This window comes from Methylobacterium sp. UNC378MF (assembly GCF_900103195.1).
GTDB lineage: Bacteria > Pseudomonadota > Alphaproteobacteria > Rhizobiales > Beijerinckiaceae > Methylobacterium.
On record NZ_FMWU01000005.1, the window covers coordinates 78,844 to 101,121 of the forward strand.

Consider the following 22,278-nt stretch of genomic DNA (forward strand, 5'->3'; position numbering starts at 1 on the left):
GAGCCAGTCGCAAAAAGGCCGGGCTTGCTCACAGTTGACCAGAAAATGCGCGATGTCGGAGAGAGGTAAAAAGTTCAAGCATTGCTTCATCTGCTCGACCTGCTTGTCTCTGCGAAATAGCGAGACGTTCAACCTCGAACGAAAATTTCCTTTGCAGCGCTAGCGGAGGAAGCAGAACGGGAAAACGAGATAGCTGCGCCTTATTGATCGACGCTATTCCTGTTGTTTGCTTAGCAGAACGTAGAAAGTATTTTTTACCGTATTCGCTTCCAACAAGGAAATTTAAATAAAGGGGGTCGATTTCATTGGCGTTAACTCGAACACGAAAAATGTGATTTTGGTGGATCACTTCTGGCAATTCGTCTCGCCAAACTGTTCCCCTTCCAAGCTTATCGGGGTCGCCGCCTTCGGTCAAAACAAGATCTCCGGACTTCAGGCGGAACCGGTCAATCTCCTCTTCGCTTGCGTCGATGGTCTTGACGTTAGTCAGATCGAGCGCACGATCTTGAACGTTTGCTACCGCTAGATATGGGACTGTGCGAAGCGCGGTCGAGGGTTCTTTCCGTCCCTTCGTGATGCCAGAGCCAATTTCGGCGACGTCGGACAGCGGACTCGTCCGGTTCCAGCGGCCAGGGTTTGCTTGCGGATCGCCAAACATCTCCAGGAACAGAGATTGCGGTATGCTGCGGACGAGTTCGATGATGCGTTTGCGCTTGCGGTGCAACGCGTCCGCCTTGTCAAGAAGGGCCGCAATCCGCCGCTGCTCATTTAGCGGCGGGAGGGGAATTCTTAGTTCTCTCAGGTTGTCGACTGAAAAATTATCGACAGTTGTCGCACGAGCCCACTTAAGCACGATCGGTTCGGCCGCCTTTAAGATATGAGCTATGTAGTCAGGATGCGATTCTGGCGAACATATGAGCGCCTTTATGTCTTGATTGATTGCTACTGGCCGCCGAGTGAGCCCGACGGGCAGTGTATGCTTCAAAATTCCGGATCGATTTACAACAAGTATAGAGTTGACCGGAATTAAATTGGTCGAGCTCTCTCGTATCGCTGCCCCTGTAATATTGTCCTCGGCGCTATATATTTCCCATCTTTTCATGTCTTTGGGAGATACCCAGGGTATATCACCGCCCCAAAATTCAGGCTTCGCCTTCGATGGCGTGCCACCGCCTTTGATAGTGACGACATCACCGAGGGCGACGGTAATCATCAAAGCATTGCCTCCAGCTCGTCGAGCCCTTCCGCAATTTCCTGTTCCAGCGCCTTCAACTCCGCGACGATTTCCTTCGGCGCCCGGTGCTTCGTCGCCGCGTGCACCACTTCCTTGTAGCGGTTGATCGAGAGGTCGTAATCGGCCGCCGCGATCTCGGCCTTGGGCACACAGAAGCTCTGCTCGGTCCGCGCCCGCGCCCGCTCTGTCCGCGCCCGCTCAGCCCAGCGCGCGGCGGCGTCCGGCAGGTTGTTCTTCGCGGCCTCGTCGTCCGTCAGCTTGAAGCCGGCGACGGTCCTGGCATCCTTGCCGGGGACCACGCCGAGCCTGTCCACCAGCAGCAGGGCGTTGCGCTTGTCATCGAGCGAAAAACCGTCGGCCTTCAGGTCGTAGAACCACACGAAGTCCGTGCCGCCGGAATCTGTTTTGGTGAAGAGGAGGATCGCGGTCGAGACGCCGGCATAGGGCCGGAACACGCCCGAGGGCAGCTTCACGATGCCGTCGAGCCGGTGGTCCTCCACCAGCATCCTGCGGATCGCCTTGTGCGCCGTAGAGGAGCCGAACAGCACACCGTCCGGCACGATGACAGCCGCGCGGCCGCCGGGCTTCAGGAGTTTGAGGAACAGCGCGAGGAAGAGCAGCTCGGTCTTCTTCGTCTTGACGATCTTCTGAAGGTCCTTGGCCGTGGTCTCGTAGTCGAGCGAGCCGGCAAAGGGCGGGTTGGCGAGCACGAGGGAGTAGCGGTTGGCATCGCCGCCATGCTCCTCGGCCAACGAGTCCTTGTAGCGGATGTCCGGCCGGTCGACACCGTGCAGCAGCATGTTCATCGAGCCGATGCGCAGCATCGTGCCGTCGAAGTCGAAACCGTGGAACATGCCCTCGTGAAAGTGGCGCCGCAGCTTTTCGTCGCGAAAAATTTCGGGGTGGTTGTCGCGCAGATACTCGCCCGCGCCGACGAGGAAGCCGCAGGTGCCCGAGGCTGGATCGCAGATCACATCCTTCGGGCCGGGCGCCGTCATTGCCACCATCAGCTCGATGATGTGCCGCGGCGTGCGGAACTGGCCGTTCTGGCCCGCGCTCGCGATCTTCCCGAGCATGTATTCGTAGAGGTCGCCCTTGGTGTCGCGGTCCTCCATTGGGATGTCAGCCAGGAGATCGACCACCTTCGCCAACAGCCCCGGCGTTGGGATCGTGAAGCGCGCGTCCTTCATGTGCGCCGCGTGCGCCGTGTCGACGCCCGCCATGGTGCGGATGAACGGGAAGACGTGGTCGGCGACGATCTCGAACATCTGCGCCGGCGCCCGGTTGCGGAACCGCGACCAGCGCATCTCTTCGTAAGCGAGGCCGCCCGCCTTGCCGATGTCGTCCTTCCCCTCGGGGAAGATCCGCCGCTCCATCGGCTTGCCCAGGCGGTTCGCCTTGTTCTCCTCGCGGGTATGCGCGTCGTCGAGACCGCGGATGAACAGCAGATAGGTGATCTGCTCGATAACCTCGAGCGGGTTGGCGATGCCGCCCGACCAGAAGGCGTTCCAGACCGTGTCGATCTTGTTGCGCAGTTCGCCCGTGAGCATGCCGATCCTCCTGGCGCCGCTTGTGTCACGGGCGTCCGCGAGGCGGCAATCGGCAGATCCGGCTGCGGGGTGATTTCTGCTTAAGGTTGCACCCGCGTGACACCGGGCGCGTATCCGATCCGCTAGATCAAAGCAGGGATGGGGAGCGGGAGAGCCGATGGCTGCAGGTCGCGTTACCGGGCGCCTCATCAAGCTGTTCATCACTGGCGACGACCCGCGCTCGCTGCGCACGGTGGAGCTCGACAACTGGTGGGGCATGGCCGTGATGGGCCGGCGGTCCTACTTCAAGAAGGCGCTCGCTCGCGAGGAGCTGTCGCGTTCCTGCATCTATCTGCTCATCCGCAGCGCTGGCAGTGACGATCTCCCTGAGGTTTACGTCGGTGAGAGCGACGATTTCGTCCAGCGCTATGCAGCGTCGCCGTTCCCGATCGCCTTCGACAGCTTCGTCGTGTTCACCAACAAGGACGACAACCTGACCCGCGCCCACGTGAAGTGGCTCGAGCGTGAGGTTTGGGAGCTGCTCAGTCGGGCCGAGGGCAGGGTGCAACTCGCCAATCGCTCGACGCCGACTGGATCAAAGCTGCCCGAAGCCGAGACTGCTAGCATGGGCACGTTCCTCGGCAACATGATCTACGTGCTGGAGGCCCTGGGCTTTGCGTTCTTCGAGGAGCCGAGCGGGGTGGCGGCAGAGTCTCTGGGGGAGGCGGTCGCACACGCGATGGCCGAAGTGTCGCAGAGCTTCTTTACGAGCGCGCAGCCTCGAAGTGACAGTCACAAGGCCTACCTCGACATGCTTGGCGACGGCTATGTGCTACGCGCCGGCTCGCTTATTAGCGCAAATGCCACAGACAGCTTGCCAGCTAATGTTGGCAAACTTCGCGAACAACTCCTCGCGGAGAATGCCCTCGTGCCGCACGATGGTTGCATGCGCCTGACCAAGGATATCGCTTTCACGAGTCCATCTCCGGCCTCCGCGCTCGTGAAGGGGCGGAGTTCGACCGGACACGGCGACTGGATCCGGACCACAGATCGCAAGCGCTTAGGCGACGTGCTGCGTGAGCGATGATTTCTTTTGCGGACCATGCTGATCAAATGTTGATCAAGGCGCGTTCTTGGGGATGCCCGAAAAATCTCGCATATTTCTTGAGGTTGCCCCAAGATTTCCGCACCGCCGACTCCCAAAATACGACAGACAAGGCATTCAGAAATTATGTATAAGATTGATAAAGAGGCTAATCGCATAATTGCACTAGAGGCGCCTACCTTTTCGGAACTCGGATTTAAGGAGCGGAGCAATATACAGGAATGGATTGCTAACCAGCCAGATGTGTTGGGGGAAGAGTTGCTTATAATTCAGAAGGAGTTTTCCGGCTTCTCTGATACGAATGAGCGCCTTGATTTGCTTGCTTTGGACAAAGACGGTGCATTAGTTCTCATTGAGAACAAGCTTGATGATGCGGGCCGTGACGTTACTTGGCAGGCTCTCAAATATGCGTCTTACTGCTCCCGGTTGTCTCGAGATGATATTAGGCGAATATTTCAGGATTATCTCATGAAGATCTCAAGCTCGGATAGCGCCGACGATAAGATATGTGAATTCTTCGAAGTTGAAAATATTGATGAGCTCGCCCTAAACAAAGGCGTGACGCAGCGAATCATACTCGTTGCAGCAAAGTTTCGTAAAGAAGTCACATCGACAGTCATGTGGCTGATGAATTTCAAAATAAGACTTCAATGTTTTAGAACTCAGGCCTATCGGTTTGGGGATAATTTGTTTTTGAGCGTCGAGCAGATAATCCCGACCAAAGACGCCGAAGAATTCATGGTTGGACTTGCCACAAAAGCGTTGGATGAGGTGGGTGACGCTGAGGCAGAGAAAGGACGTCATTCCCTACGTAGAGAATTTTGGGGTCGACTAATTAAGAAGATGAATTCTCTATCGCCGCTTTATGCCTCTGTTAGTCCGCAAAGATATAGCTGGATCTCTGCGTCTTCGGGAGTGCGAGGTCTCGGTTTGAATTTCGTCGCAACGGAAACCTGCGGTAGAGTTGAACTTTATATCGACCGGGGCGAAAAGGCTATGAATGAACTTATTTACGACGATCTTCTTGAAGCGAAATCTGTCATAGAGGCTGACTTTGGTCAGTCTTTGGAATGGCAGCGCCTTGAGGACAAACGGGCTTGTAGGTTGAGGTTCGAAGTGGCGGCTAATGTCTTCGATCGCGAAAGCTGGCCTGTTCTGACCGAGAAATTGAGCGACGCCATGAACAGGCTGGACAAGGCGTTGAAGGGTCCTCTTGTAAAGATAAAAGAAAAATTAAAGGCGGGAACGTTTGGGCATGCAGACGCTTCTGTGGAATAGCTATGTCTGACCATATCGACATCGCGAGCTGTGCACAGCCCAATAATCGACTGAATGATTGATTGGATGGGGCGTTCATTATAGTCTTTCTATATTTGATGATGTCGTGCTAGTATTCTTGTTTGTTCGATAAATAGCGATAGCTTGGATGCGAGATGCAATTCGACAGGAAATTTCACGAAAAAGCTGCAAGTGACATCAGTATCGTAGGCTTCGACTCTGCTTGGACCGACAACCCAAAAGCGCCCGGTGCTCTGTGTATAATCCGTATGAACCTAGCAGGCGAACGCTGGCTCGTGCCGCCGCACCTTGTATCCTTCGATGAAGCGCTGGGCGAAATCAGGGCTAACACCGCTCCTCTGCGGATCATCGCCATTGATCAGCCGACGATTGTGCCGAACGCCTTTGGCATGCGTCCCGTCGATCGTGTCGCAGCTTCGCTGATCTCCTGGCTTGGCGGTGGTGTGCAGCCGGCCAACCGCTCGAAAATCGGGATGTTTGACGATGCTGCACCGATCTGGCGCTTCAAGGAGCAGCTCGGGGCTGTCGAAGATCCCGAAACATCCCGCAAGGCAACGGCTGGGCTGTTCCTAATGGAAGTGTTCCCGGCCCTTGCGCTGCCATCTCTTGATCCAGTCTTTTGCGGACGGCTACTCGGACCACGTTACAACCCGGCCCGGCGCAAGACCTTCACTCTAACCGGTTGGCACGGGGTTATCGGGGCGGTGCGTCGTCTTGCTGACCTAGAGGCTGTCGCAGGGCTGTCGGAATGGGCTGACGAACTCGCTCAGATATCCACCCCTCGGAAAGCCGATCAGGATCGACTCGATGCTGTTCTCTGCGCCCTGATTGGACTGCACTGGCTTGCGGCGCCTCGAGATGCCTCAATCATGATCGGCGATCGCGCGACAGGCTACATGATTGCGCCCGCAAATCCCGACGTGCGAACGCGCCTTTCCGTTGCTGCGGCGGCATGCGGCGTATCCATCGACGTCGATCTCGGTCTGACAATGGACTAAGGCGGTTACCAACGGCGCGCCTTGAACGTGGTTTCGTCGCCGTTGTGGAACGCGATCTCGCCATGGATCTCGGCCGGCCCGTCCATCTCGGCCCAACCGTCGCCCCGGACCTCCGTGCCCTCGTCGGAGCCATGAAACTCAAAGCCGACATCGGTCTGGCTGTAGGCGCAGTTCAGGGATGCGACGATGGTCCCAAAGCGAAACTCGCTCCTGACACCCGGCTGTTCGAAGGCGATGAAGGCAGGTTCAACGAGATCTAGATAGTCATTGTCCCATGTGCCGGTCTCGGTGATGCGCCACTTGCCGCGCAGCCTATCTCGGATCCCGCTCATGCGAGGACCTCATCCCGGATCCGGAGGCCAACCTTGACCGAAGGAACAACGCGAAGTCGCGAAGAGATGCTCGCATGCTACCGCCCGATCCGCGCCTCAATCCAGGCTGCGCTCCTCGAAGCCGTGAAGCAGTGCAAGAAGCCGGATCTCGACCGGGCCGCCAAGCACCTCGATCTGATCGATGAGGAACAGCTCAACGACGAAGCGAACTTCGCCATGCTCTGTGATGTCGCGCTGTTCGAGCCCAATCAGCGCGGGCGCCGCGTCATGGACGCCTTTCTCCAAAAGCATGTCGAGACCCTAAGCCCAACCGCTCGCGAAATGGTCCGCAAGCTTGCCGCGGCGTTCTTCTCGATCTTCCGCGTCGCCGACTGGCACGAAGCCGGCGGCGTCTGGCTGGACGACCTTCTCAAGCCCGCCGGCGCATCTGGCTGATGGACGAGGGCCTGGAGGCTTCTGCATCCGAAGGTCTTGTGATCGCCATGCGCGTGTTCGACGCCGGTCCGTTTTACGCAGGCTTTGGCATCGTCGTGCAACCGGATGCGGAGGCAGTCACGCTCTGCGTTGAGGCTGCCGCTCACGGGCAGCCGTTGCCGGTCCGGCACTCGCTTGCCGCTGCCCTCTACGGCGATGCGATAGCCGAAGCATCACTGATTCCGATCTCAAGCGCGGACGTGATGGCTATTCTCGCTACGATGAACGATGGGGCCAATCCACCGTCTCGGAGATCAAAGCGGGCGCGACCGAAGCGGTCCCTCTGATATCGACGCCGTGATCACAGCAGCGCCAGCTTCGAGACGGTGCAGTCATGAAGCCCGCGCGCAGGTTCCCGGCTCAGTGGAGCGCTTGGCCTGACGGATGACCTCCTCCGGCGTCGGCGGATTGGCCGGATGGTAGGAGAGGCAGAGCGGCGTGCGCAGCTTAGCTGGCCGTCCGGAGCCCTCGGTGGCGAAGTAGAACTCCCCTGCCGCCAGCTTGCCGATGTCGGCGGCCGCGCCTCCGTTCGCCGCCAGGATCTCCTGGGCGGCCGCGATCGTCGCGGGCGCGCTCTGTCGCCCGAAGAACTGCGTGGTGCAGTTGGAGACGACCTGGTTGTGGATGCCGCGCGGCACCTGCGTCGCCACGATCATCCCGAGCCCATACTTGCGGCCCTGGGCCACGAGCTTGATGCCGCTTCCGAGACTCGGCGACGCCCTCTGGGCCGGCAGGAACGTCTGCGCCTCGTCGACGACGTAGAGCATGCCGCGCGGGGACGGGTTCTTCTTGATCCAGCCGAACAGCGTCATCTGGAGCCGGTTCACGAAATCCTCGCGGGCCGCGTCCGATGCGAGACCCGACAGGTTGATCACCGAGATGCGGGTGCGCGCCGGGTCGCGCCCGAAGAACAGGTGCCGCGGGTCAAGCACCGTGCCCTCCACCTTCAGGAGCGGGTTCGTGGCGATCGCGGCGTGGAGCTGGTCAGCCATGCCGAGCCCGAGCTTGGCGGCGCTGCCGATCTGGCTGATCCCGTCGGGCAGGTCTGCCAGCAGCGCCATGAAGGCTGCGAGGTTACCGCCGCCGCGCTCCGCGAAGCAGCGCAGCGAATCGGCTAGCACCCCACGCTGGAGGTTGGTCTTGGCCCCAGCAAGCGGCCCGAGGGTCTCGGCCGCCATCTCGATCGCTTGCTGGCGCTCGTCCCGGTCCTCCCCCAGCTCCGCGAAGTCGGGCAGGACCGAGAGGAACAGCGGGTTGCCGGCATGGACGCCCGGGGTCCAGATCACAACCTCGACCCGCTCGGCGTAGAGCGCCGCCTTGCGATCGTCTTCCGGGGCAAAGCCCCGCGGCCGCTCGGGCCATCGATCACCCAGTCGGGATAGATCGTTATTGGGGTCGATTACGATGGCTGGGATTCCCGCCAGCGCGGCCTCCTCAACAAGGCGCCGCAGCAGCACGGTCTTACCGGAACCGGAGCCGGCGATGATCGCAGTGTGGCGGGGCAGAAGGCGCAGCGGCAGGCTCACGCCAGGCGCATCAGGGCTAAGGCGATGTCCGACTGGTATCGCAACCACTTCAGCATCCGGCGCCAATTGCCTGGGGGTGCGCTGATCAGGCTGGACAGTCTTTCCTGCTTCAGCATGAGCCGCTTTGGGCGAAGCGGGTTCTTTCGCGACAGCGAAGCTCTCGGCGGCTGCCTGACCTTCGAGGACTGGCGAGCGAACTGGAGGCGCGGGCCTTTCGCCGGCAACGTGAGCCGTTCCCTGAGCTTGCCCGACCTTCGCCGCATGGGCGAGGCCCGCATCCCGGAAGAACGCCGTGTTCACGAGCGGCTGCTCGGCACGGATCCAACGTTCGAACCGATCGGATGCGCCATCTTCCTGCGCTCGCGAGTGGAGTTCGCGCAGTGCGACGAAGACGCGGAGATCCGCATCTGAGGGGTCGATTGAAAGGCCCCCGGCCGCCGTGAACGCGTCGACGAGCTGCTTCGTCTTGGCTCCGCCTGGCATAGGCCCACGGCGGATCAGCAGCAATTCCCGGTCGGGGATGCGCGCCGAGATGCCGGAGGCTGTGAGCGCCGCCCGGAGGCGGGCCTGGAAAGCAATGGCGTTCTGGTGCTGCAGCGCTCGGTAGCAGACGTGCCGCTCGCGGTCGTTCTCGTCCCGGTGGATGTAGATCAGCCTCCCGTGGAGCGGCGGGATCCTTTGGTCGGGCTCGCCCTTGCTGGCAACGTCAAGTGTGTCGTCCGGATCGTCCTCCAGAGCGTAGAGGTCGAAGGTGTCGCGCAGCAGCTGGCCGAGCCAGGTATCATCATCGCTGCGGATGCCCGCGGTGTCGGCCTCTCGACACGCGGCTGCGAGGTCGAACTCGGCGTCCTGGGGCAAGTCTTCCTGAGGCGCACCGGCCGCGCTGAGACTGTCACAAACCGAGACCGCGCCCTCCGCAAGGCAGCGGCGGCGGAAGGCGTCGCAGCGCATCAGCAGAGTGCGGGGCATCATACCTGCAGCCGCCGCGTCGGCGAGGGCGCGCTCGCTGAACGGCCAAGTTGGGAACTGGGGCACGTAGCCGGCATCTGCGTAGGCTGGCTCGAGACGACTGGCCACGAGAGCGGCAGCCGCAGCCCGCTCGTTCATGCCCACGAGGCCTGTCGCCTCCGCGAAGCGGTCCAGCATCGGCCGGAGACCCCGGGCCCCAAGCCGCGCCCAGGATTCCTGGAGGCACGTCACCGCCGTCATGCTGCGATCGCAGACGATGTTGACCTCCAGGAGCCCCGCGGCCAGCACCTCGGCGAGACCCGCCTCTGCGTCGATCCCGTCCTCGGCCGCGAGCCGTCCAGTCTCGATGACCCCGTCAATCTGGTCGAGGCGATGAGCGTCGGCCCGCTCAGCGCCATGATCCAGCACATGCCACGCACGAGTTCGACGGGAGCCGGTGGCGGCGTCTTGAAGCCCAGGGCGGCCCGCTCCGTAGGGTCGGCGTCGTAGCCCTGCAGCCAGGCATGGGCGAGCCCGACAACGGCGAGATCCTGTGAGCGCAGGAGGCATAGCGCGCGGAAGACGTCGAGGTGCTTGAGCGCCCGGCCGGCATCGACGCTCATCAGCGCCCGGACCAGCACGTCGACGATCCGGCGCGCGTCCATGTTCGGGGTGTTGAACGCAGCCTCGACCTGCGCCTCGACCCGGAAGCGGCGCGCCACGCCGGCGAGCACGGCATCCGATTGCCGCCGCCCATCCGGCATCGTCTGAAGCAGGGCGGTCACGAAGCTCAGGGCCGCGCTGCGCCAGAAATCCGTCAGCCCGAGCACGTCGAGAGGCACGAACCACGCACCCGTGCGCCAGGCCTCGCGCCGGAGCTGTCCGACGAGGTGGGTCTTGCCGATCCCGGATTGGCCGACGAGCACGCGGCCCAGGGCACGGTCGGCCGGCTGACGCGCCTTGCGGTGCAGATCGGCGACGATGTCCGGGACGAGCCGCTCGTTCGGGCCGCCGGTCGGCGTCGTATCGATCCAGATGCTGTCGAGCGTGCGCACCCAGTCGAAATCGACCCGGCGCAGGGCGTCGAGGGCATCGGTCATGATTGGATCCAGAGGATATGGAAGGGTTCGCCCGCGGGGCTGAACGCCGCCTCGCGCTCGGCGGCATCGAGCGACTTGGGATCGCTGAACTGGCTCAGCCGCGCGGTCCTGTCGCCACGCAGGATCGCGGCAAGTCCAGCATCGACGGTCGCACGGTTGAGATCGCCGAGGTGGGTCCGGAGGGCGCTGAGGCGGACGGCCCTGGCCCTCTCTCCGCCGGTCAGGGCGAGATAGGCTGCCTCGATGCGCGCCCGAAGCTGTTTGGGTCCGGGCTTCCGCGGTCCCTTGGCAGCCGGCTTGCGCGCACGCGGGGCGCGCACCACCGATGCCGGCTCTTCGGGAGCGGTCCCAACGAGATCGGCGAGCGTCCGGCCTGTCGTGGCCAGATCGACCTGGAGACGTTCCAGCCAGTCCTGCAGCACCCGGAAGCCCGGCGGCAGGGGCTCGCGCATATGCGCACCCGCCCAGTTCCAGCCCCCGTCCGTGACGGTCAAGCGCAGCGAGCGCCCCTCCCGCACGGCCTCGAGGTAGCGGCCCGCGATCAGGGCTTCCCGATCTGCTTTATCGATGCGCGGCGTGATCGCGCTCTGCAGGGCGCTCCCATGCCGGCCGAGCAGGCACCACAAGATCAGCGCCTGCTTCGGCGTCGGCGTCACGCTCATCGACTCAACCCTCCTGCGAACCGCGCCGGAGGCGGACGACGGTCCGGATCTTCTCGATCGCCAAGGGAAGGTCGGCCGCGACCTGTTCGTTGGTCAAGCGCAGGACGAGGTAGCCCGCCGTCAGCAACTCGTAGTCCCGGTGGCGATCGTTGCCGAACTTGGGTTCAGCCCGGTGCTCGGGTCCGTCGAGTTCGACGACGATGCGGTGCTCGCGGCAGAGCAGGTCGACGCGGGGCCTCGCACCCCAGGCGCCCACCGGCACGGGTGCATTGCAGACAAACAGGCCCCTGAGGTCGGCATCTTGTGCCAATGCGTCCGCGACCTGCCGCTCGACAACGCTCGCGTGGTGCGCCCCAATTGGCGCGATGAAGCGCGTAGCCGCCGCGCCTTCCGATCGGATGAACTCATAAGCGCCGTAGAGAATGCGATCATAGGGGGCGGTCTCGGGCGGCTCGACGGGCAGCGCTGCGACTACTACGGCGCCCTGCCGGGTGCACCATTCGAGGGCCTCGATCGCGGGGTGCGCGCGCGTTGCCGATGCTGGATCGACCTCCCAGACCAGAACGATGCCGGCGGTATCGATCAATCGGGAGAGCCGGCGGAACTCGACGTCTCGCCCCATTTTGCGGAAGCGCGGCATCAGGCCGAGCTGGGCACGCTTAGATGCCGCCTTCAGCCATGGATCGGCGGTGACCGGGGTAAGAGGCGCACCGCGGCTGCTCCAACGCGGCCAGCTTTCGAGAGCCAACGCGGCGAGGTCGTCGAGAAGCCGGTCGATGAGCGCCTCGGCTGTGAGTTGGCCACCGCTTACGACCAGCAGCGCGCTACGCTCAGTTTCAGCTGAGATGAGGGCGCCGATGACGTCGCGGCCGACGCCAAGGACGACCATACGCTCGCCCTGGCTCAAGCCGGCAAGGCTCCGGCCTAGCTCGTCTGCCATGATCTGCGGCCGGGCCGCAGTGCCGAAGGGGAGGGGCGATAGCAAACAGAGACCGTGCTGCCGGCTCGCCGCAGACGCCTGGGCATCATGCAGCCTTTCGTTGGACCTATTCAGCACAAGCTGGTTGGTCCTGGCTACAGCCTTCACACCTTCAGGTTGTCGCGCTCGGAAATAGGCGTCCGCGGCCAGCGACGAGGCCGAGCTCGAAGTGAGCTACGGGCTTAAGTGGCACCTGCTCTGCGTCGTCAAAACGCACGCGCCGGCCCGCCTACCAATCACGAGGTGCATCCCGATTTAGGGTTTCTGGATGATGGGCGGCGATTCGGTTTTCCACCGCCCCTACGGCCGCCGCGCTATTTCTCGGCTTTCCCCTACAAAGCGAGAACCACAAAGAAACTACAAAGTGCCTAGCAGATGCCAATCTAACTAATTGCTTTTACGGCATAAAATCTGCTGGCGGAGACGGAGGGATTCGAACCCTCGATACCCATTTCTGGGTATGCTCATTTAGCAAACGAGTGCCTTCAGCCGCTCGGCCACGTCTCCGGCGCTCTGGCTCTAGAAGGTCGGATCCGGCGGGTCAACCCGATCCTGGCGGGTGGCGGCCGCGCGGCGGCGCTCGACATGCTTGGCGACGCGCAGATGCCGCGAGATCGCGTAGTTCATCGCCGTCAGGAAGCCGTAGGTACCGCGCACGAAATGGCGGCGGCCGAGATACGCCTTCAGGAAATTGCCCGGCAGCTCAACGAACACCCGCCAAGTCGGAATCACCACGCCCCGCATCTCCAGGTCGTCCGCCTGCTGGTCGGAGTAGCGGTTCAGCTTGTCGAGCTGGTCGCCGAGCGAGCGCACCGAGAAATGGTGGATCATGCCCCTGAGCCGCCCCGGATTCACTCCGGGTTCCAGCGCCACCCGGTCGTGGACCGGCGAGGCGGAGTAGCGGCCCCGGTCCTTCCGGTAGAGCCGGACCGGCGTCAGCGTATAGGCGAGCGGGTGAGGGCGGCCCTCGCCGGGAAAGATCTCCGCGATGCCGATCCGCCATGCCGGCCGGCGCGGCTCGCCCCCGGCCCAGAGGGCCCGGATTTCCCGGACGAGATCCTCCGGCACCACCTCGTCGGCGTCCAGGTTCAGGAGCCAGACGTGCCGGCACTGATCCTCGGCGAAGCGCTTCTGCGGGCCGTAGCCCGGCCACGGATTGTGCAGCACCCGCGCGCCGAGCGATTCTGCGAGGGCCTGCGTGCCGTCGGTGGAGCCCGAATCGACCACCACGAGGTCGTCCGTCAGGTCGCGAACGGCCCGGATCGTCGCGCCGATCCGGTCCGCCTCGTTGTGGGCGATGATGAAGACCGACAGCGGCAGGCACTCGCCGGATCCGGCTGCCGACGCGGATGCGGAACTGCCCGCGGGAGCGCGGCTCACGCCAGCCAGTCCGGCACCCGGTCCAGGGCGATCAGCGCGTCGACGTCGAGGCGCGGACGCACCACCGCTGCCCGGTCCCCCCTTACCAGAACCTCCGGCACCAGGGGACGCGTGTTGTAGGTGCAGGACTGCACCGCGCCGTAGGCGCCGGCGCTCATCACGGCGATCAGGTCGCCGGCCGCTACCGTCGGCATCTCGCGGTTGAGGGCGAGATAGTCGCCGCTCTCGCAGACCGGGCCGACCACGTCGGCGACGAGGCGCGGCGTCTCGGGGCCCGGCTCGATGACCGGGCGCAGGCCGTGATAGGCCTCGTACAGGGTCGGTCGGATCAGGTCGTTCATCGCCGCGTCGACGATCACGAAGGTGCGCCCCTCGCTGTGCTTCACGTAAAGCACCCGCGTCACCAGGATCCCGGCATTGCCGACGATCATCCGGCCGATCTCGAAGACCGGCCGCAGGCCAAGGGGAGCGAAATGCGGCCGCAGGGTCGCCGCCAGCGCGGCCGGATCCGGAGGCGGCGCGTTGTCGTCGCGGTAGGGGATCCCGAGGCCGCCGCCGAAATCGATGTGGCGCAGGGGGTGGCCGGCCGCCATCAGCTCCCGGGCGAGGCCGGCCAGCAGCCGGGCCGCGTCGGCGAAAGGCGCCAGGTCGGTGATCTGGCTGCCGATATGCATGTCGACGCCGTGCACCGCGATCCCCGGCAGGGCGGCCGCGGCGGCGTAGACCGCCGGCGCCCGGGTGATCGGGATGCCGAACTTGTTCTCGTACTTGCCGGTGGAGATCTTGGCATGCGTGCCGGCATCAACATCGGGGTTCACCCGGATCGAGACCGGGGCCTTGAGCCCGAGGCCCATAGCCACCTCGGACAGGACCGCGAGTTCGGGCTCGCTCTCGACGTTGAAGCAGAAGATGCCGGCCTTGAGCGCGGCCTCCATCTCGGCGCGGGACTTACCCACGCCCGAGAACACGATCTTGCCGGGGTCCACCCCGGCCGCCAGTGCCCGATGCAGCTCGCCCCCCGAGACGATGTCCATGCCGGCGCCCCGGGCCGCGAGGGTGCGCAGCACGGCCTGGTTCGAATTCGCCTTCATGGCGAAGCAGACCAGCGCGTCATCGGCCGCGAAGGCCTCCGCGAAGACGCGGTAATGCCGCTCCAGGGTGGCGGTGCTGTAACAGTAGAACGGCGTTCCGACCTCCGCGGCGAGACCGGTCAGGTCAACATCCTCGGCGTGCAGGCGGCCGTCGCGATAGTGGAAATGGTGCATCTCGGCCGTGTCTCGTCGGCGCGCCGGAGCGCGGCCTGTTTCCCGTGAAACATTCCGCCGCAGGCCGGAGGAGCCTACGCTCAAGGCCGGATCCGACCGGGTCACTGGCGCGGGGGGGCACCAGGACGGCGTGCCGGCGGCGCTCGCGCGCGGTGCCGGCCTCAGCCCTCTACAGCAGCGGATCCAGAATGAAAGGCTCCTTCGGCACACGGTAGCCCCGCCGCGCGCCGCGACTGGTCTCCACCGGCGCCTCGGTGCCGCCGGGCGGCACCGCCGCCACGGAGAGTTCGTCGCCGGCACGCACCGAGGCCGCATCCGGCTCCGGGGCGCCGCCGCCGAGCCCGATGGAGACCGGCAGCGTCCGCCGCCCGGTCGCCGCGTCCGGGCCGGTTTGCGCGGCGGCCGGTGCCGCCGTCTGCGGCGGTTCCAGGGCGCCCCGCCGCCCGCAGGCGGAGACCGCCAGGGCCACGAGGCCGGACAAGGCGAGGAGTTTCAGGGCGGGTTTCGACAACATCGCGCGAAGGTCCGGCGGGCTCGGCACCGGCACGCGAGGGCCGGCGGGAGCGCTACCTTAGCCGTTGCCGCGCTCCGGCGCGAGCGCGCGTCCGCCACAGGCCGCTTGGCCCTCGGCCTGCGGGCTCTCGCCCGGAGCCGTCAGCCGCGCCGCTCCCGGGCGCCCTGCGAGCCCTGACGGTTCTTGGCGGGGGCGTTCTGCTCCTGCTCGGCCTCGTAGGCGTCGATCGCCCGGCGGCAGTTCTCGCTGAGCTTCTTCCAGTTCTTCTGGAAGCACGCATCGGTGGCCGGATCGTCGGGGGCCAGATTGCCGCAGTAGGTCAGATAATCGCCGGTGCAGTACTTCTTCAGAGTCTCGTTGCCGCGCTTCGTCTGCTGCGCCGCTGCCGGCAGCGTCAGGACAACGGCCGTCGCGACGGCGAGGACGATCGGCTTCAGGCGCATGGCTATCCGTACCATCTATCGAAGTTGTGAATGCAGAACGCGTCGGCGTTGCGATGATGCCTTTGCGTGGTCGAAACAAGGCAGTCGTCGCAGGTTTTCAGTTCCGTTTCGGCGGCCAAAAGCCCGTCTCGGAGGCGGATCCGCTCACACGCGCTCGGGCTGCGGCATGGGCGCGGCGGCGCGTGGCATCCGGCCTGGACTTGCGAGGGCGTCGGCGACCTCGACGATTCGCCGGCGCAGATCGGCGTTCTCGCGCTCGATGCCGGCCTGCCGGTCCGGCTGCCGGTCGGCCAGAGCCAGAGCCAGAGCCTCCTCGGCCGCCTTCAGGCTCGCGCGCAGATCGTCGCGTTCGGCTGCCAGCGTTGCAGCGTCCGGGGTCGTGGCGTCCGGGGTCGCCGCCGGGGCAGCAGCCTGCCGAAGCGCCAGGAGGCTGTCGAGCAGGTCGGCATGGGCATCTTCGAGAGTCTGGAGGGTGGCCAGGCTCGCGCTTCCGTCCTCGCGGGCAGCCGCCAATTCGGCCTCGAGCTCCCGGGCCTTGGACTGGACCTGAGCGATCTCGGCATCGCGGGCCGCGACGTCGCGCGCCAGGGCGGCGACCCGCATCGTCCCGGCCCCGATCGCCGCCATATCGGCCTGCCGCCGCGCCTCGACGGTCTCGACCCGGCGCTCCAGGCGGCGCTGCTGAACGGCGAATTGCGCGCGCAGGAAATCGCGTTCCGCGGCGATCTCGGCCGGCGACAGGGGCAGGCGCGCCTCGGCCCGGCGCCGCTCCAGGCGCGCGGCACGCGCGTTCAGGGCCGGCAGCAGCAGGAGGCCGCACAGGCTCGCCGCCAGGAAACCCAGCGCGAAGATCATCACCGTTTCGATCACGAGGGTGCAGCCCGCGCATCCGGCCGGAAGACCCGACCCAGTCCCATTCTAGCCCAGGTTGGCCGCGGGGGTGAAATCCTGCGGCACCCGTCAATCAGAACGCGTTCCGGATCAGAACGGGTTCCAGGTCGGCTCACGGGTGAACTTCAGATAGCCGACATTGATCCCGAGGCGCGCACCGACGCCGCTGCGGATCGGCACGACGATGATCCGGTCGTTGACCACCGCGGTCATCCCGAAACCGCCCACGAGATAGGCCGAGCCGTCGACGCCGGCGAAGCGGCGGTACAGGTCGCGCACGTTGGGCAGGTTGTAGACCAGCATCATGGTGCGGGCGCCGTCGCCGCCGACGTCGAAGCCGAGGGACGGGCCCTGCCAGTAGATGCGCCGCTTGCCGGCATTGCGGGTGTAGAGGGTGCCCTCGCCGTAGCGGACGCCCGCCACCACGGCGCCGCCGCCCTCCTGGCCGAGGATGTAGCCGTTGGGCTCGCCCCAGCGCCGGCCCGCCTCCTCGACGGTGAGCGCGAGGCCGCGCGACACGGTGCCGAAGAACCGGTGGCCCGATTCCACGATCTCGCCGGGTCGGAAGGTCTCGGGCGTGTCGAGATCCTCGCCCGCCGCCAGGGCCATCCCTGCGGTGCCAAGGCTGGCGAGGGGGGAACCCAGCGCCAGACCGAGGCCCGCGCGCAGGAGGGTGCGGCGGTCGGTGCCGCGATCGTCTCGTGCCGTCATCGTTGCTTCCTCGCCCGGTTCGATTAACGGTTCGTGCGATGGACCTGTGCCGCGCTCGTCCCGCCGCGTCGGCGGCCCGAACCGGACAGGGCACCGCCATCCATCCGGTCCCTCGTCCTGCGGACCCGGGTGGATGAGTCGGACCAGCTTCTGAGGGAATCCGCAAGATGTGGTTAACGCGCCCTGAACCCGCATCCGGCGCGGCGCGTGGACCGCGGCCGGGGCGCGCGATCATGACGGGTGCGGCACTGGTGACGACGCTGGCGGCCATGCTGGCCCCTTGGCTGGCCCCTTGGCCGGGGGGCGGCTCCGGCCTCGCAGCGGCTGAGGTCGCTCTGCCGTCCCGGACGCGGATCGAGCTTCTGACGCTCAACGGCTTCGATCCGGTCAGCTACTTCCTGGAGGGCGGGCCGGAGGCCGGGACGGCGCGGTTCGAGCTGTCCTGGGACGGCCGGGTCTGGCGCTTCTCCAGTGGTGCCAACCGCGAGGCCTTCCGGGACGATCCGCCGGCCTACGCCCCGCGCCTCGGCGGTTACGATGCCGCCGGGATCCTGGAGGGCCGGCTGGTGGATGCCGATCCGCTGGTCTTCGCAGTGATCGGCGAGCGCCTCTACCTGTTCCGGAATTCCGAACGGCGGGCCCGGTTCCTGGCGGAGCCCGGACTGGCCCGGCAGGCCGAGGCGGCCTGGCCGGGCCTGCGGGCCCTGCAGGACGTCCCGCCTACCGATGCGCCGCGCTGAGCGGTGCCGTCGCCCTGCCGTCCGCGCAGGTCGGCAGCGCGAGGTGCGGCGCCAGGGCCGGATCGCCCAGGGCCGCGAAGGGCCCGTTGCGGTGGTCGGGCCCGTGCTGGCCGTAGCGGATCGGGCCGCCCCCGGGCACCACCACGCAGCCTCCCGCCGCCGCGACGATGTGGTCCCCCGCGGCGGTGTCCCATTCCATGGTCGGGCCGCAGCGCACGTAGATATCCGCCTCGCCGGCGGCGATCAGGGCGAACTTCAAGGCCGAGCCGACCTGCCGCGTCTCCGCGATGGGCAGCGCCGCGAGGCAGGTGGCGGTCTCGGAATCGCCGTGCCGCCGGCTGCCCAGGGCGACGAGGCCCGCCGCCGGTACCGGCCGCGCATGAACCGGCCGCCCGGCCCCCGGTCGATCCGCAACGACGGGGGCCTCCAGCGTCGCCGCCCCCGCCCACCAGACCCGGCCGAGTCCCGGGGCCGCCAGCGCGGCGGCCACCGGGCGGGCGCCGGACACCAGCGCGATGTTGACCGAGTAGTCCGGCGTCCCGGCGAGGAAGTCGCGGGTGCCGTCCAGGGGATCGACGAGGAAGAAGAGATCGGCCGGGCGCGCGGTGTCACCCTGGGCGCGCTCCTCGGCCACGACCGTGATGCCCGGGAAGCGCTCGGTGAGGGCAGCGACGATCAGGTCCTCCGCCTCGATGTCGGCGGCGCTCGACGGTGAGCCGTCCGGCTTCAGGGCGTGGGGGCAGGGGCCCCGGTGATACCGGCGCAGGATCGCGCCCGCCGCGCAGGCGATCTCGGCGAGCGCTGCGGCAATCCGCTCGCGCTCCGGCCCCGAGATCGTTGCCGCGCCCGTCATGATCCCTCCCGAGGCTGCCCTGAATGCCCGAGCAGGGGACGAATGTCGACGGCTTTCGGCACGGGGTGCTTCGTCACCTGCGCTCCGGCGGTCCGTCGACAGGGCGCGGCCGCACACGCCGCCGGATCCGCGCCAGCAGCGCCTGGCTCCGGCGGCGATGGCGCCGCAGCTCCGCCGCCAGGCTGCGCGCGTCCGGGAGGCCCACGGCCTTGGCGATCTGCCGGGAAGCGGTCTCGGACGGCTCCGCGGCGGGATCGGTCATCACGAGGCGCTGCCACTGATAGACGGCGTCGAGGAACCCGTAGGTCTCGGCGAGGGGCTCGCCCGCCGCCGCGGGCAGGACGCCGCGCGCCGCCGCCTCCCGGAAGAGGGTCTCCGCATCGAGGCCGATGCAGCCGGGCCAGTCATGGGCTTGGCTCAGCACGATGGCCTGGGCCAGGAAATCGAGGTCGAACAGCGCGCCCGGCGCGAGCTTCAGGTCGAAGGGGCCGGCATGGCCCCGCTCCTGGGCGACCAGCGCCCGCATCGCGCCCGCCTCGGCGCAGACGGCGGCCGCCGCGCGCGGCTGCCGGAGCACCGCGGCGATCTCGGCCGTGACGGCGGCCGCCAGGGTGGCGTCGCCGGCCACGACCCGGGCGCGGGCCAGCGCCATGTGCTCCCAGGGCTCCGCCTCGCCGCGGTGATAGGCCGAGAAGCCGCTGAGCTGCACCGCTGGCGGGCTGTGGCTGCCGTAGGGCCGCAGCCGCAGGTCGACCGCGTAGAGCCGCCCGCGTCGCGTCGCCGTGGTGAGCGCCGCGAAGACCCGCTGCGCCAGCCGATTGTAGGCCACCACGGCGTCGAGCGGGCGCCGGCCGTCGCTCGTGCGGTTCTCCGGGTCGAAATCGTATAGGAAGACGAGGTCGAGGTCGGATTCGGCGCTGAGCTGCCGGGAACCGAGGCGGCCCAGGGCCAGGATGCAGCAGCGTCCCTGCGGCACCGCCCCGTGGTCCAGGGCGAACCGGCGCTCCTCCGCTTCCAGGCTCAGCGCCACCGTCGCCTCGGCGATCGCCGTGTAGGCCTCACCGGCCTGGCGCGGGGTGAGGATGCCCGACAGGAGGCGGGCCCCGGTGACGAAGGTCATCTGCCGCGTGGCGTCTCGGCAGCGGTCGAGGCTCTCCTCGTGGCTCGCCGGCTGTCCCAGGAGCGCCCGGTACTGCGCGCGGACCTGGTCGGGATCCGTGGTCGGCGTCACGAAATCGGCGTCGAGCACGGTGTCGAGGACGTGCGGGCTCAGGCCCACCGTGTCGGCGAGGCGCGGCGCCGTCCCCAGGATGTCGGCGAAGAGCAGGCGCAGGCGCTCGTGCGAGCGCAGGATGGCGAGGAGTTCCGCCACCGCGGGCATCCGCGCGAAGGCCCGGTCAAGGGCGAGCAGCGCCGCGTCCGGGTCGGCGGTCCCGCCGAGGGCCCGCAACAGGGCCGGGAGAACCTCGGCGAGGATCTCCCGGGCCCGGCCGGTCCGCAGGGCCGGGCGGCGCCCGAGATGCCAGCCCTGGACGGTCCCCCAGGCCAGGGGCGGATCCCGGAACCCGAAGGCGCCGAGCCGCGCCAGCGTCTCGGGATCCGGCTCGCTCTCACCGAAGACCAGGGCGGCCCCGTCCGCGCCGGCCTCCGATCCGGCCTCGAACAGGAGAGCGTAATGCGCCTGGACGCGGCCGGCATGGTGGAGCAGGGCCGCCTCGAAGGCTGGCAGGTCGGGGAAGCCCGCGAACAGGGCCAGCGCGGTCAGCGCCTCGGTCCCGGTGGGCAGGCGCTGCGTCTGCTCGTCCCGGATCATCTGGATCCGGTGCTCGAGGGTGCGCAGGAACGCGTAGGCCGCACTCAGCTCGTCCCGGGCCTGCCCGTCGATCCAGCCCTCCGCGACGAGTTCGGCGAGCATCGCGACGGTGCGGCGGCCCCGCAGGGCGGGCTTGCGGCCGCCGAAGACGAGCTGCTGGGTCTGGACGAAGAACTCGATCTCCCGGATGCCGCCGCGGCCGATCTTGATGTCGTGGCCGCCGACCGCGATGGTCTCGTGGCCGCGGACCATGTGGATCTGCCGCTTCAGGGCGTGGATCTCGGCGATGGCCGGGAAATCGAAGTGCCGGCGCCAGATGAATGGCGCGAGTTCCGCCAGGAACGCCGCGCCGGCCGGTATGTCGCCGGCGATCGGCCGGGCCTTGATGAAGGCCGCGCGCTCCCAGTTCTGGCCGAGCGTCTGGTAATAGTCGAAGGCGAAGCCGGTGGAGAGCGCCACCGCGGTCGAGCCCGGATCCGGCCGCAGCCGGTAGTCGATGCGGTGGACGTAGCCGTCGGCGGTCCGGTCGGCCAGGAGCTTCACCAGCCCCTGCGCGAGCTTGACGAAGAAGGGCTTCGGATCGCCGCCGGTCGCCGCGGCGGCGGGCTCGGCCTCGTAGAAGACGACGAGGTCGATGTCGCTCGAATAGTTCAGCTCGCAGCCGCCGAGCTTGCCCAGACCCAGGACGATCAGGCCGGACCCGTCCTGCGGCGCCTCCGCATTCGCGGGCCGGTACCGACCGGCCGCGATTCCCTGACGGAGCAGCGCCTCGACCGCCGCGCTCACCGAGGCGTCGGCGAAGGCCGACAGGGCCTGGGTCACCGCGTCGAGGTCCCAGCCGCCGCCGAGATCGGCCAGCGCGACCAGGAGGGCGTGCTCCTCCCGGTTGGCGCGCAGCCGCCGGCCGACCTCGGCCAGGTCGGGCGTCACCCCGCAGGCCGTGCCGACCGCGCGCTGCCGGGCGATGATGGCGTGGCTCGCGGTGTCCGGCGGCTGCTCCAGCAGGGCGACGAGCCGGTCCGGCGACCGGGTGGCCGCCCGCCAGAGGAAGGGCGAGTGGTCCGCGAGGCCGAGGAGCAGGTCCCGGCAGGGTGGCGTCAGGAAGCCGGCCGGGAGGGCCGGGGCGATCTCGGCGAGCCGGGCCTGCGCGGTGGCGGGATCGGCGAGGCGGAGGCGGGGAGCCAGGGCTTCCCGCAGGGTCGGGGCAGGTTGCATCGGGCCTTCCCCGCGTCAGCGTGCCTGCCGGGCGTCGCGCCCGGGGATCCACCGGCTGGCGGCGGCCGATCCGTTCCAAGGATCGATCTCGTGTCTCATGCCGCATCCTCCCTGGCGCGACGGGGCGGCATCATAGCCGATCCGGGCCGCCGCTGTCCGGCCCCGCGCGCCTGACGTCTTGCGCCGGGTTCCGACGCGGAATCGGGAGGCGCCCGGCCCTCCGTCCTGTTCGGTAACGCTTTTCAAAGCCGACCGTGGCGTCTATCC

21 protein-coding genes and 1 tRNA gene are annotated in these 22,278 nt (G+C 66.7%); 6 read left to right on the forward strand and 16 right to left on the reverse strand.

From position 1 onward, the window contains the following. Positions 1-28: 28 nt before the first annotated feature. The gene (locus BLT59_RS06745; RefSeq protein WP_091777787.1) at positions 29-1,213 is read right to left on the reverse strand and encodes a restriction endonuclease subunit S; all 1,185 of its coding nucleotides are present in this window, start codon (positions 1,211-1,213) and stop codon (positions 29-31) included. Continuing rightward, positions 1,213-2,784 carry a type I restriction-modification system subunit M gene (locus tag BLT59_RS06750; protein ID WP_091777789.1) on the reverse strand — a complete coding sequence of 524 codons (1,572 nt, stop codon included), beginning with the start codon at positions 2,782-2,784 and terminating at the stop codon, positions 1,213-1,215. The genes BLT59_RS06745 and BLT59_RS06750 overlap by 1 nt, the downstream gene beginning before the upstream one ends. A gap of 157 nt (positions 2,785-2,941) precedes the next feature. Here BLT59_RS06750 and BLT59_RS06755 point away from each other — a divergent pair, with 157 nt between their 5' ends. The 3 genes from BLT59_RS06755 (at position 2,942) to BLT59_RS06765 (ending at position 6,165) form a co-directional block, all read left to right on the forward strand. Continuing rightward, positions 2,942-3,850 carry a DUF4357 domain-containing protein gene (locus BLT59_RS06755; protein ID WP_091777791.1) on the forward strand — a complete coding sequence of 303 codons (909 nt, stop codon included), beginning with the start codon at positions 2,942-2,944 and terminating at the stop codon, positions 3,848-3,850. Between the two features lie 144 nt (positions 3,851-3,994). Continuing rightward, positions 3,995-5,146 carry a DUF4268 domain-containing protein gene (locus tag BLT59_RS06760; protein ID WP_091777793.1) on the forward strand — a complete coding sequence of 384 codons (1,152 nt, stop codon included), beginning with the start codon at positions 3,995-3,997 and terminating at the stop codon, positions 5,144-5,146. A 155-nt stretch (positions 5,147-5,301) separates the two neighbouring features. Further along, positions 5,302-6,165 (forward strand): DUF429 domain-containing protein, encoded by an 864-nt coding sequence (locus BLT59_RS06765; RefSeq protein WP_091777795.1) that lies wholly within the window; start codon positions 5,302-5,304, stop codon positions 6,163-6,165. Between the two features lie 5 nt (positions 6,166-6,170). On the opposite strand, the gene BLT59_RS06770 is transcribed toward BLT59_RS06765, so the two are convergent. Then, positions 6,171-6,497, reverse strand: coding sequence for a hypothetical protein (locus tag BLT59_RS06770; protein ID WP_091777796.1), 327 nt, complete (start codon positions 6,495-6,497; stop codon positions 6,171-6,173). Positions 6,498-6,530: 33 nt separating this feature from the next. On the opposite strand from BLT59_RS06770, the gene BLT59_RS31725 reads away from it, so the two are divergent. After that, complete coding sequence (locus BLT59_RS31725) at positions 6,531-6,932, forward strand: DUF7986 domain-containing protein (protein WP_244513884.1); 402 nt, start codon at positions 6,531-6,533, stop codon at positions 6,930-6,932. Then, on the forward strand, positions 6,932-7,258 hold the full coding sequence (locus BLT59_RS31730) for a hypothetical protein (RefSeq protein ID WP_244513885.1): 327 nt from the start codon (positions 6,932-6,934) through the stop codon (positions 7,256-7,258). The genes BLT59_RS31725 and BLT59_RS31730 overlap by 1 nt, the downstream gene beginning before the upstream one ends. Positions 7,259-7,303: 45 nt before the next feature. Here BLT59_RS31730 and BLT59_RS31735 read toward each other — a convergent pair whose 3' ends face one another. The 11 genes from BLT59_RS31735 to BLT59_RS06825 form a co-directional block, all read right to left on the reverse strand. Then, positions 7,304-9,706 (reverse strand): ATP-binding protein, encoded by a 2,403-nt coding sequence (locus tag BLT59_RS31735; RefSeq protein WP_348272281.1) that lies wholly within the window; start codon positions 9,704-9,706, stop codon positions 7,304-7,306. Further along, positions 9,703-10,545: a P-loop NTPase family protein gene (locus BLT59_RS31740; RefSeq protein WP_244513886.1), complete on the reverse strand. Its 843-nt coding sequence runs from the start codon at positions 10,543-10,545 to the stop codon at positions 9,703-9,705. Before BLT59_RS31740 ends, BLT59_RS31735 begins: the two co-directional genes overlap by 4 nt. Then, positions 10,542-11,207 (reverse strand): hypothetical protein, encoded by a 666-nt coding sequence (locus BLT59_RS06785; RefSeq protein ID WP_091777798.1) that lies wholly within the window; start codon positions 11,205-11,207, stop codon positions 10,542-10,544. Before BLT59_RS06785 ends, BLT59_RS31740 begins: the two co-directional genes overlap by 4 nt. A 4-nt stretch (positions 11,208-11,211) precedes the next feature. Next, on the reverse strand, positions 11,212-12,114 hold the full coding sequence (locus tag BLT59_RS06790; protein ID WP_244513887.1) for an endonuclease domain-containing protein: 903 nt from the start codon (positions 12,112-12,114) through the stop codon (positions 11,212-11,214). Between the two features lie 487 nt (positions 12,115-12,601). Further along, positions 12,602-12,693, reverse strand: a tRNA-Ser gene (locus BLT59_RS06795). 12 nt (positions 12,694-12,705) lie between these two features. Then, a complete protein-coding gene (locus BLT59_RS06800) occupies positions 12,706-13,566 on the reverse strand; it encodes a glycosyltransferase family 2 protein (protein WP_244513888.1) in 861 nt (286 codons plus the stop codon). Further along, positions 13,563-14,831, reverse strand: a complete 1,269-nt coding sequence (gene lysA / locus BLT59_RS06805) for a diaminopimelate decarboxylase (protein ID WP_091777800.1) — start codon at positions 14,829-14,831, stop codon at positions 13,563-13,565. Before lysA ends, BLT59_RS06800 begins: the two co-directional genes overlap by 4 nt. Positions 14,832-15,000: 169 nt before the next feature. Then, on the reverse strand, positions 15,001-15,345 hold the full coding sequence (locus BLT59_RS06810) for an LPS translocon maturation chaperone LptM (protein ID WP_091777802.1): 345 nt from the start codon (positions 15,343-15,345) through the stop codon (positions 15,001-15,003). A 140-nt stretch (positions 15,346-15,485) separates the two neighbouring features. After that, the gene (locus BLT59_RS06815) at positions 15,486-15,788 is read right to left on the reverse strand and encodes a 3',5'-cyclic-nucleotide phosphodiesterase (RefSeq protein ID WP_091777803.1); all 303 of its coding nucleotides are present in this window, start codon (positions 15,786-15,788) and stop codon (positions 15,486-15,488) included. Positions 15,789-15,932: 144 nt separating this feature from the next. Continuing rightward, positions 15,933-16,643, reverse strand: coding sequence for a hypothetical protein (locus tag BLT59_RS06820; RefSeq protein ID WP_091778115.1), 711 nt, complete (start codon positions 16,641-16,643; stop codon positions 15,933-15,935). A 126-nt stretch (positions 16,644-16,769) separates the two neighbouring features. Further along, positions 16,770-17,390: a DUF1134 domain-containing protein gene (locus BLT59_RS06825; protein WP_091777805.1), complete on the reverse strand. Its 621-nt coding sequence runs from the start codon at positions 17,388-17,390 to the stop codon at positions 16,770-16,772. 233 nt (positions 17,391-17,623) lie between these two features. Between BLT59_RS06825 and BLT59_RS06830 the strand changes: the two genes are divergently transcribed. Further along, on the forward strand, positions 17,624-18,130 hold the full coding sequence (locus BLT59_RS06830) for a YHS domain-containing (seleno)protein (RefSeq protein ID WP_244513889.1): 507 nt from the start codon (positions 17,624-17,626) through the stop codon (positions 18,128-18,130). Here the strand turns inward: BLT59_RS06830 and BLT59_RS06835 are convergent. Together BLT59_RS06835 and BLT59_RS06840 are read right to left on the reverse strand one after the other, a co-directional pair. Next, the gene (locus BLT59_RS06835) at positions 18,111-18,983 is read right to left on the reverse strand and encodes a 3'(2'),5'-bisphosphate nucleotidase CysQ family protein (RefSeq protein WP_091777809.1); all 873 of its coding nucleotides are present in this window, start codon (positions 18,981-18,983) and stop codon (positions 18,111-18,113) included. The genes BLT59_RS06830 and BLT59_RS06835 overlap by 20 nt on opposite strands. A 73-nt stretch (positions 18,984-19,056) precedes the next feature. Continuing rightward, the gene (locus BLT59_RS06840) at positions 19,057-22,011 is read right to left on the reverse strand and encodes a bifunctional [glutamine synthetase] adenylyltransferase/[glutamine synthetase]-adenylyl-L-tyrosine phosphorylase (RefSeq protein WP_091777811.1); all 2,955 of its coding nucleotides are present in this window, start codon (positions 22,009-22,011) and stop codon (positions 19,057-19,059) included. Between the last annotated feature and the right edge of the window lie 267 nt (positions 22,012-22,278).

Bases quoted from the DNA above. Each gene is read 5' to 3' on its own strand.
- BLT59_RS06745 (WP_091777787.1), bottom strand. From the start codon at position 1,213: ATGATTACCGTCGCCCTCGGTGATGTCGTCACTATCAAAGGCGGTGGC.
- BLT59_RS06750 (WP_091777789.1), bottom strand. From the start codon at position 2,784: ATGCTCACGGGCGAACTGCGCAACAAGATCGACACGGTCTGGAACGCC.
- BLT59_RS06755 (WP_091777791.1), top strand. From the start codon at position 2,942: ATGGCTGCAGGTCGCGTTACCGGGCGCCTCATCAAGCTGTTCATCACT.
- BLT59_RS06760 (WP_091777793.1), top strand. From the start codon at position 3,995: ATGTATAAGATTGATAAAGAGGCTAATCGCATAATTGCACTAGAGGCG.
- BLT59_RS06765 (WP_091777795.1), top strand. From the start codon at position 5,302: ATGCAATTCGACAGGAAATTTCACGAAAAAGCTGCAAGTGACATCAGT.
- BLT59_RS06770 (WP_091777796.1), bottom strand. From the start codon at position 6,497: ATGAGCGGGATCCGAGATAGGCTGCGCGGCAAGTGGCGCATCACCGAG.
- BLT59_RS31730 (WP_244513885.1), top strand. From the start codon at position 6,932: ATGGACGAGGGCCTGGAGGCTTCTGCATCCGAAGGTCTTGTGATCGCC.
- BLT59_RS31735 (WP_348272281.1), bottom strand. From the start codon at position 9,706: ATGACGGCGGTGACGTGCCTCCAGGAATCCTGGGCGCGGCTTGGGGCC.
- BLT59_RS31740 (WP_244513886.1), bottom strand. From the start codon at position 10,545: ATGACCGATGCCCTCGACGCCCTGCGCCGGGTCGATTTCGACTGGGTG.
- BLT59_RS06785 (WP_091777798.1), bottom strand. From the start codon at position 11,207: ATGAGCGTGACGCCGACGCCGAAGCAGGCGCTGATCTTGTGGTGCCTG.
- lysA (WP_091777800.1), bottom strand. From the start codon at position 14,831: ATGCACCATTTCCACTATCGCGACGGCCGCCTGCACGCCGAGGATGTT.
- BLT59_RS06810 (WP_091777802.1), bottom strand. From the start codon at position 15,345: ATGTTGTCGAAACCCGCCCTGAAACTCCTCGCCTTGTCCGGCCTCGTG.
- BLT59_RS06815 (WP_091777803.1), bottom strand. From the start codon at position 15,788: ATGCGCCTGAAGCCGATCGTCCTCGCCGTCGCGACGGCCGTTGTCCTG.
- BLT59_RS06820 (WP_091778115.1), bottom strand. From the start codon at position 16,643: ATGATCTTCGCGCTGGGTTTCCTGGCGGCGAGCCTGTGCGGCCTCCTG.
- BLT59_RS06825 (WP_091777805.1), bottom strand. From the start codon at position 17,390: ATGACGGCACGAGACGATCGCGGCACCGACCGCCGCACCCTCCTGCGC.
- BLT59_RS06830 (WP_244513889.1), top strand. From the start codon at position 17,624: ATGACGGGTGCGGCACTGGTGACGACGCTGGCGGCCATGCTGGCCCCT.
- BLT59_RS06835 (WP_091777809.1), bottom strand. From the start codon at position 18,983: ATGACGGGCGCGGCAACGATCTCGGGGCCGGAGCGCGAGCGGATTGCC.
- BLT59_RS06840 (WP_091777811.1), bottom strand. From the start codon at position 22,011: ATGCAACCTGCCCCGACCCTGCGGGAAGCCCTGGCTCCCCGCCTCCGC.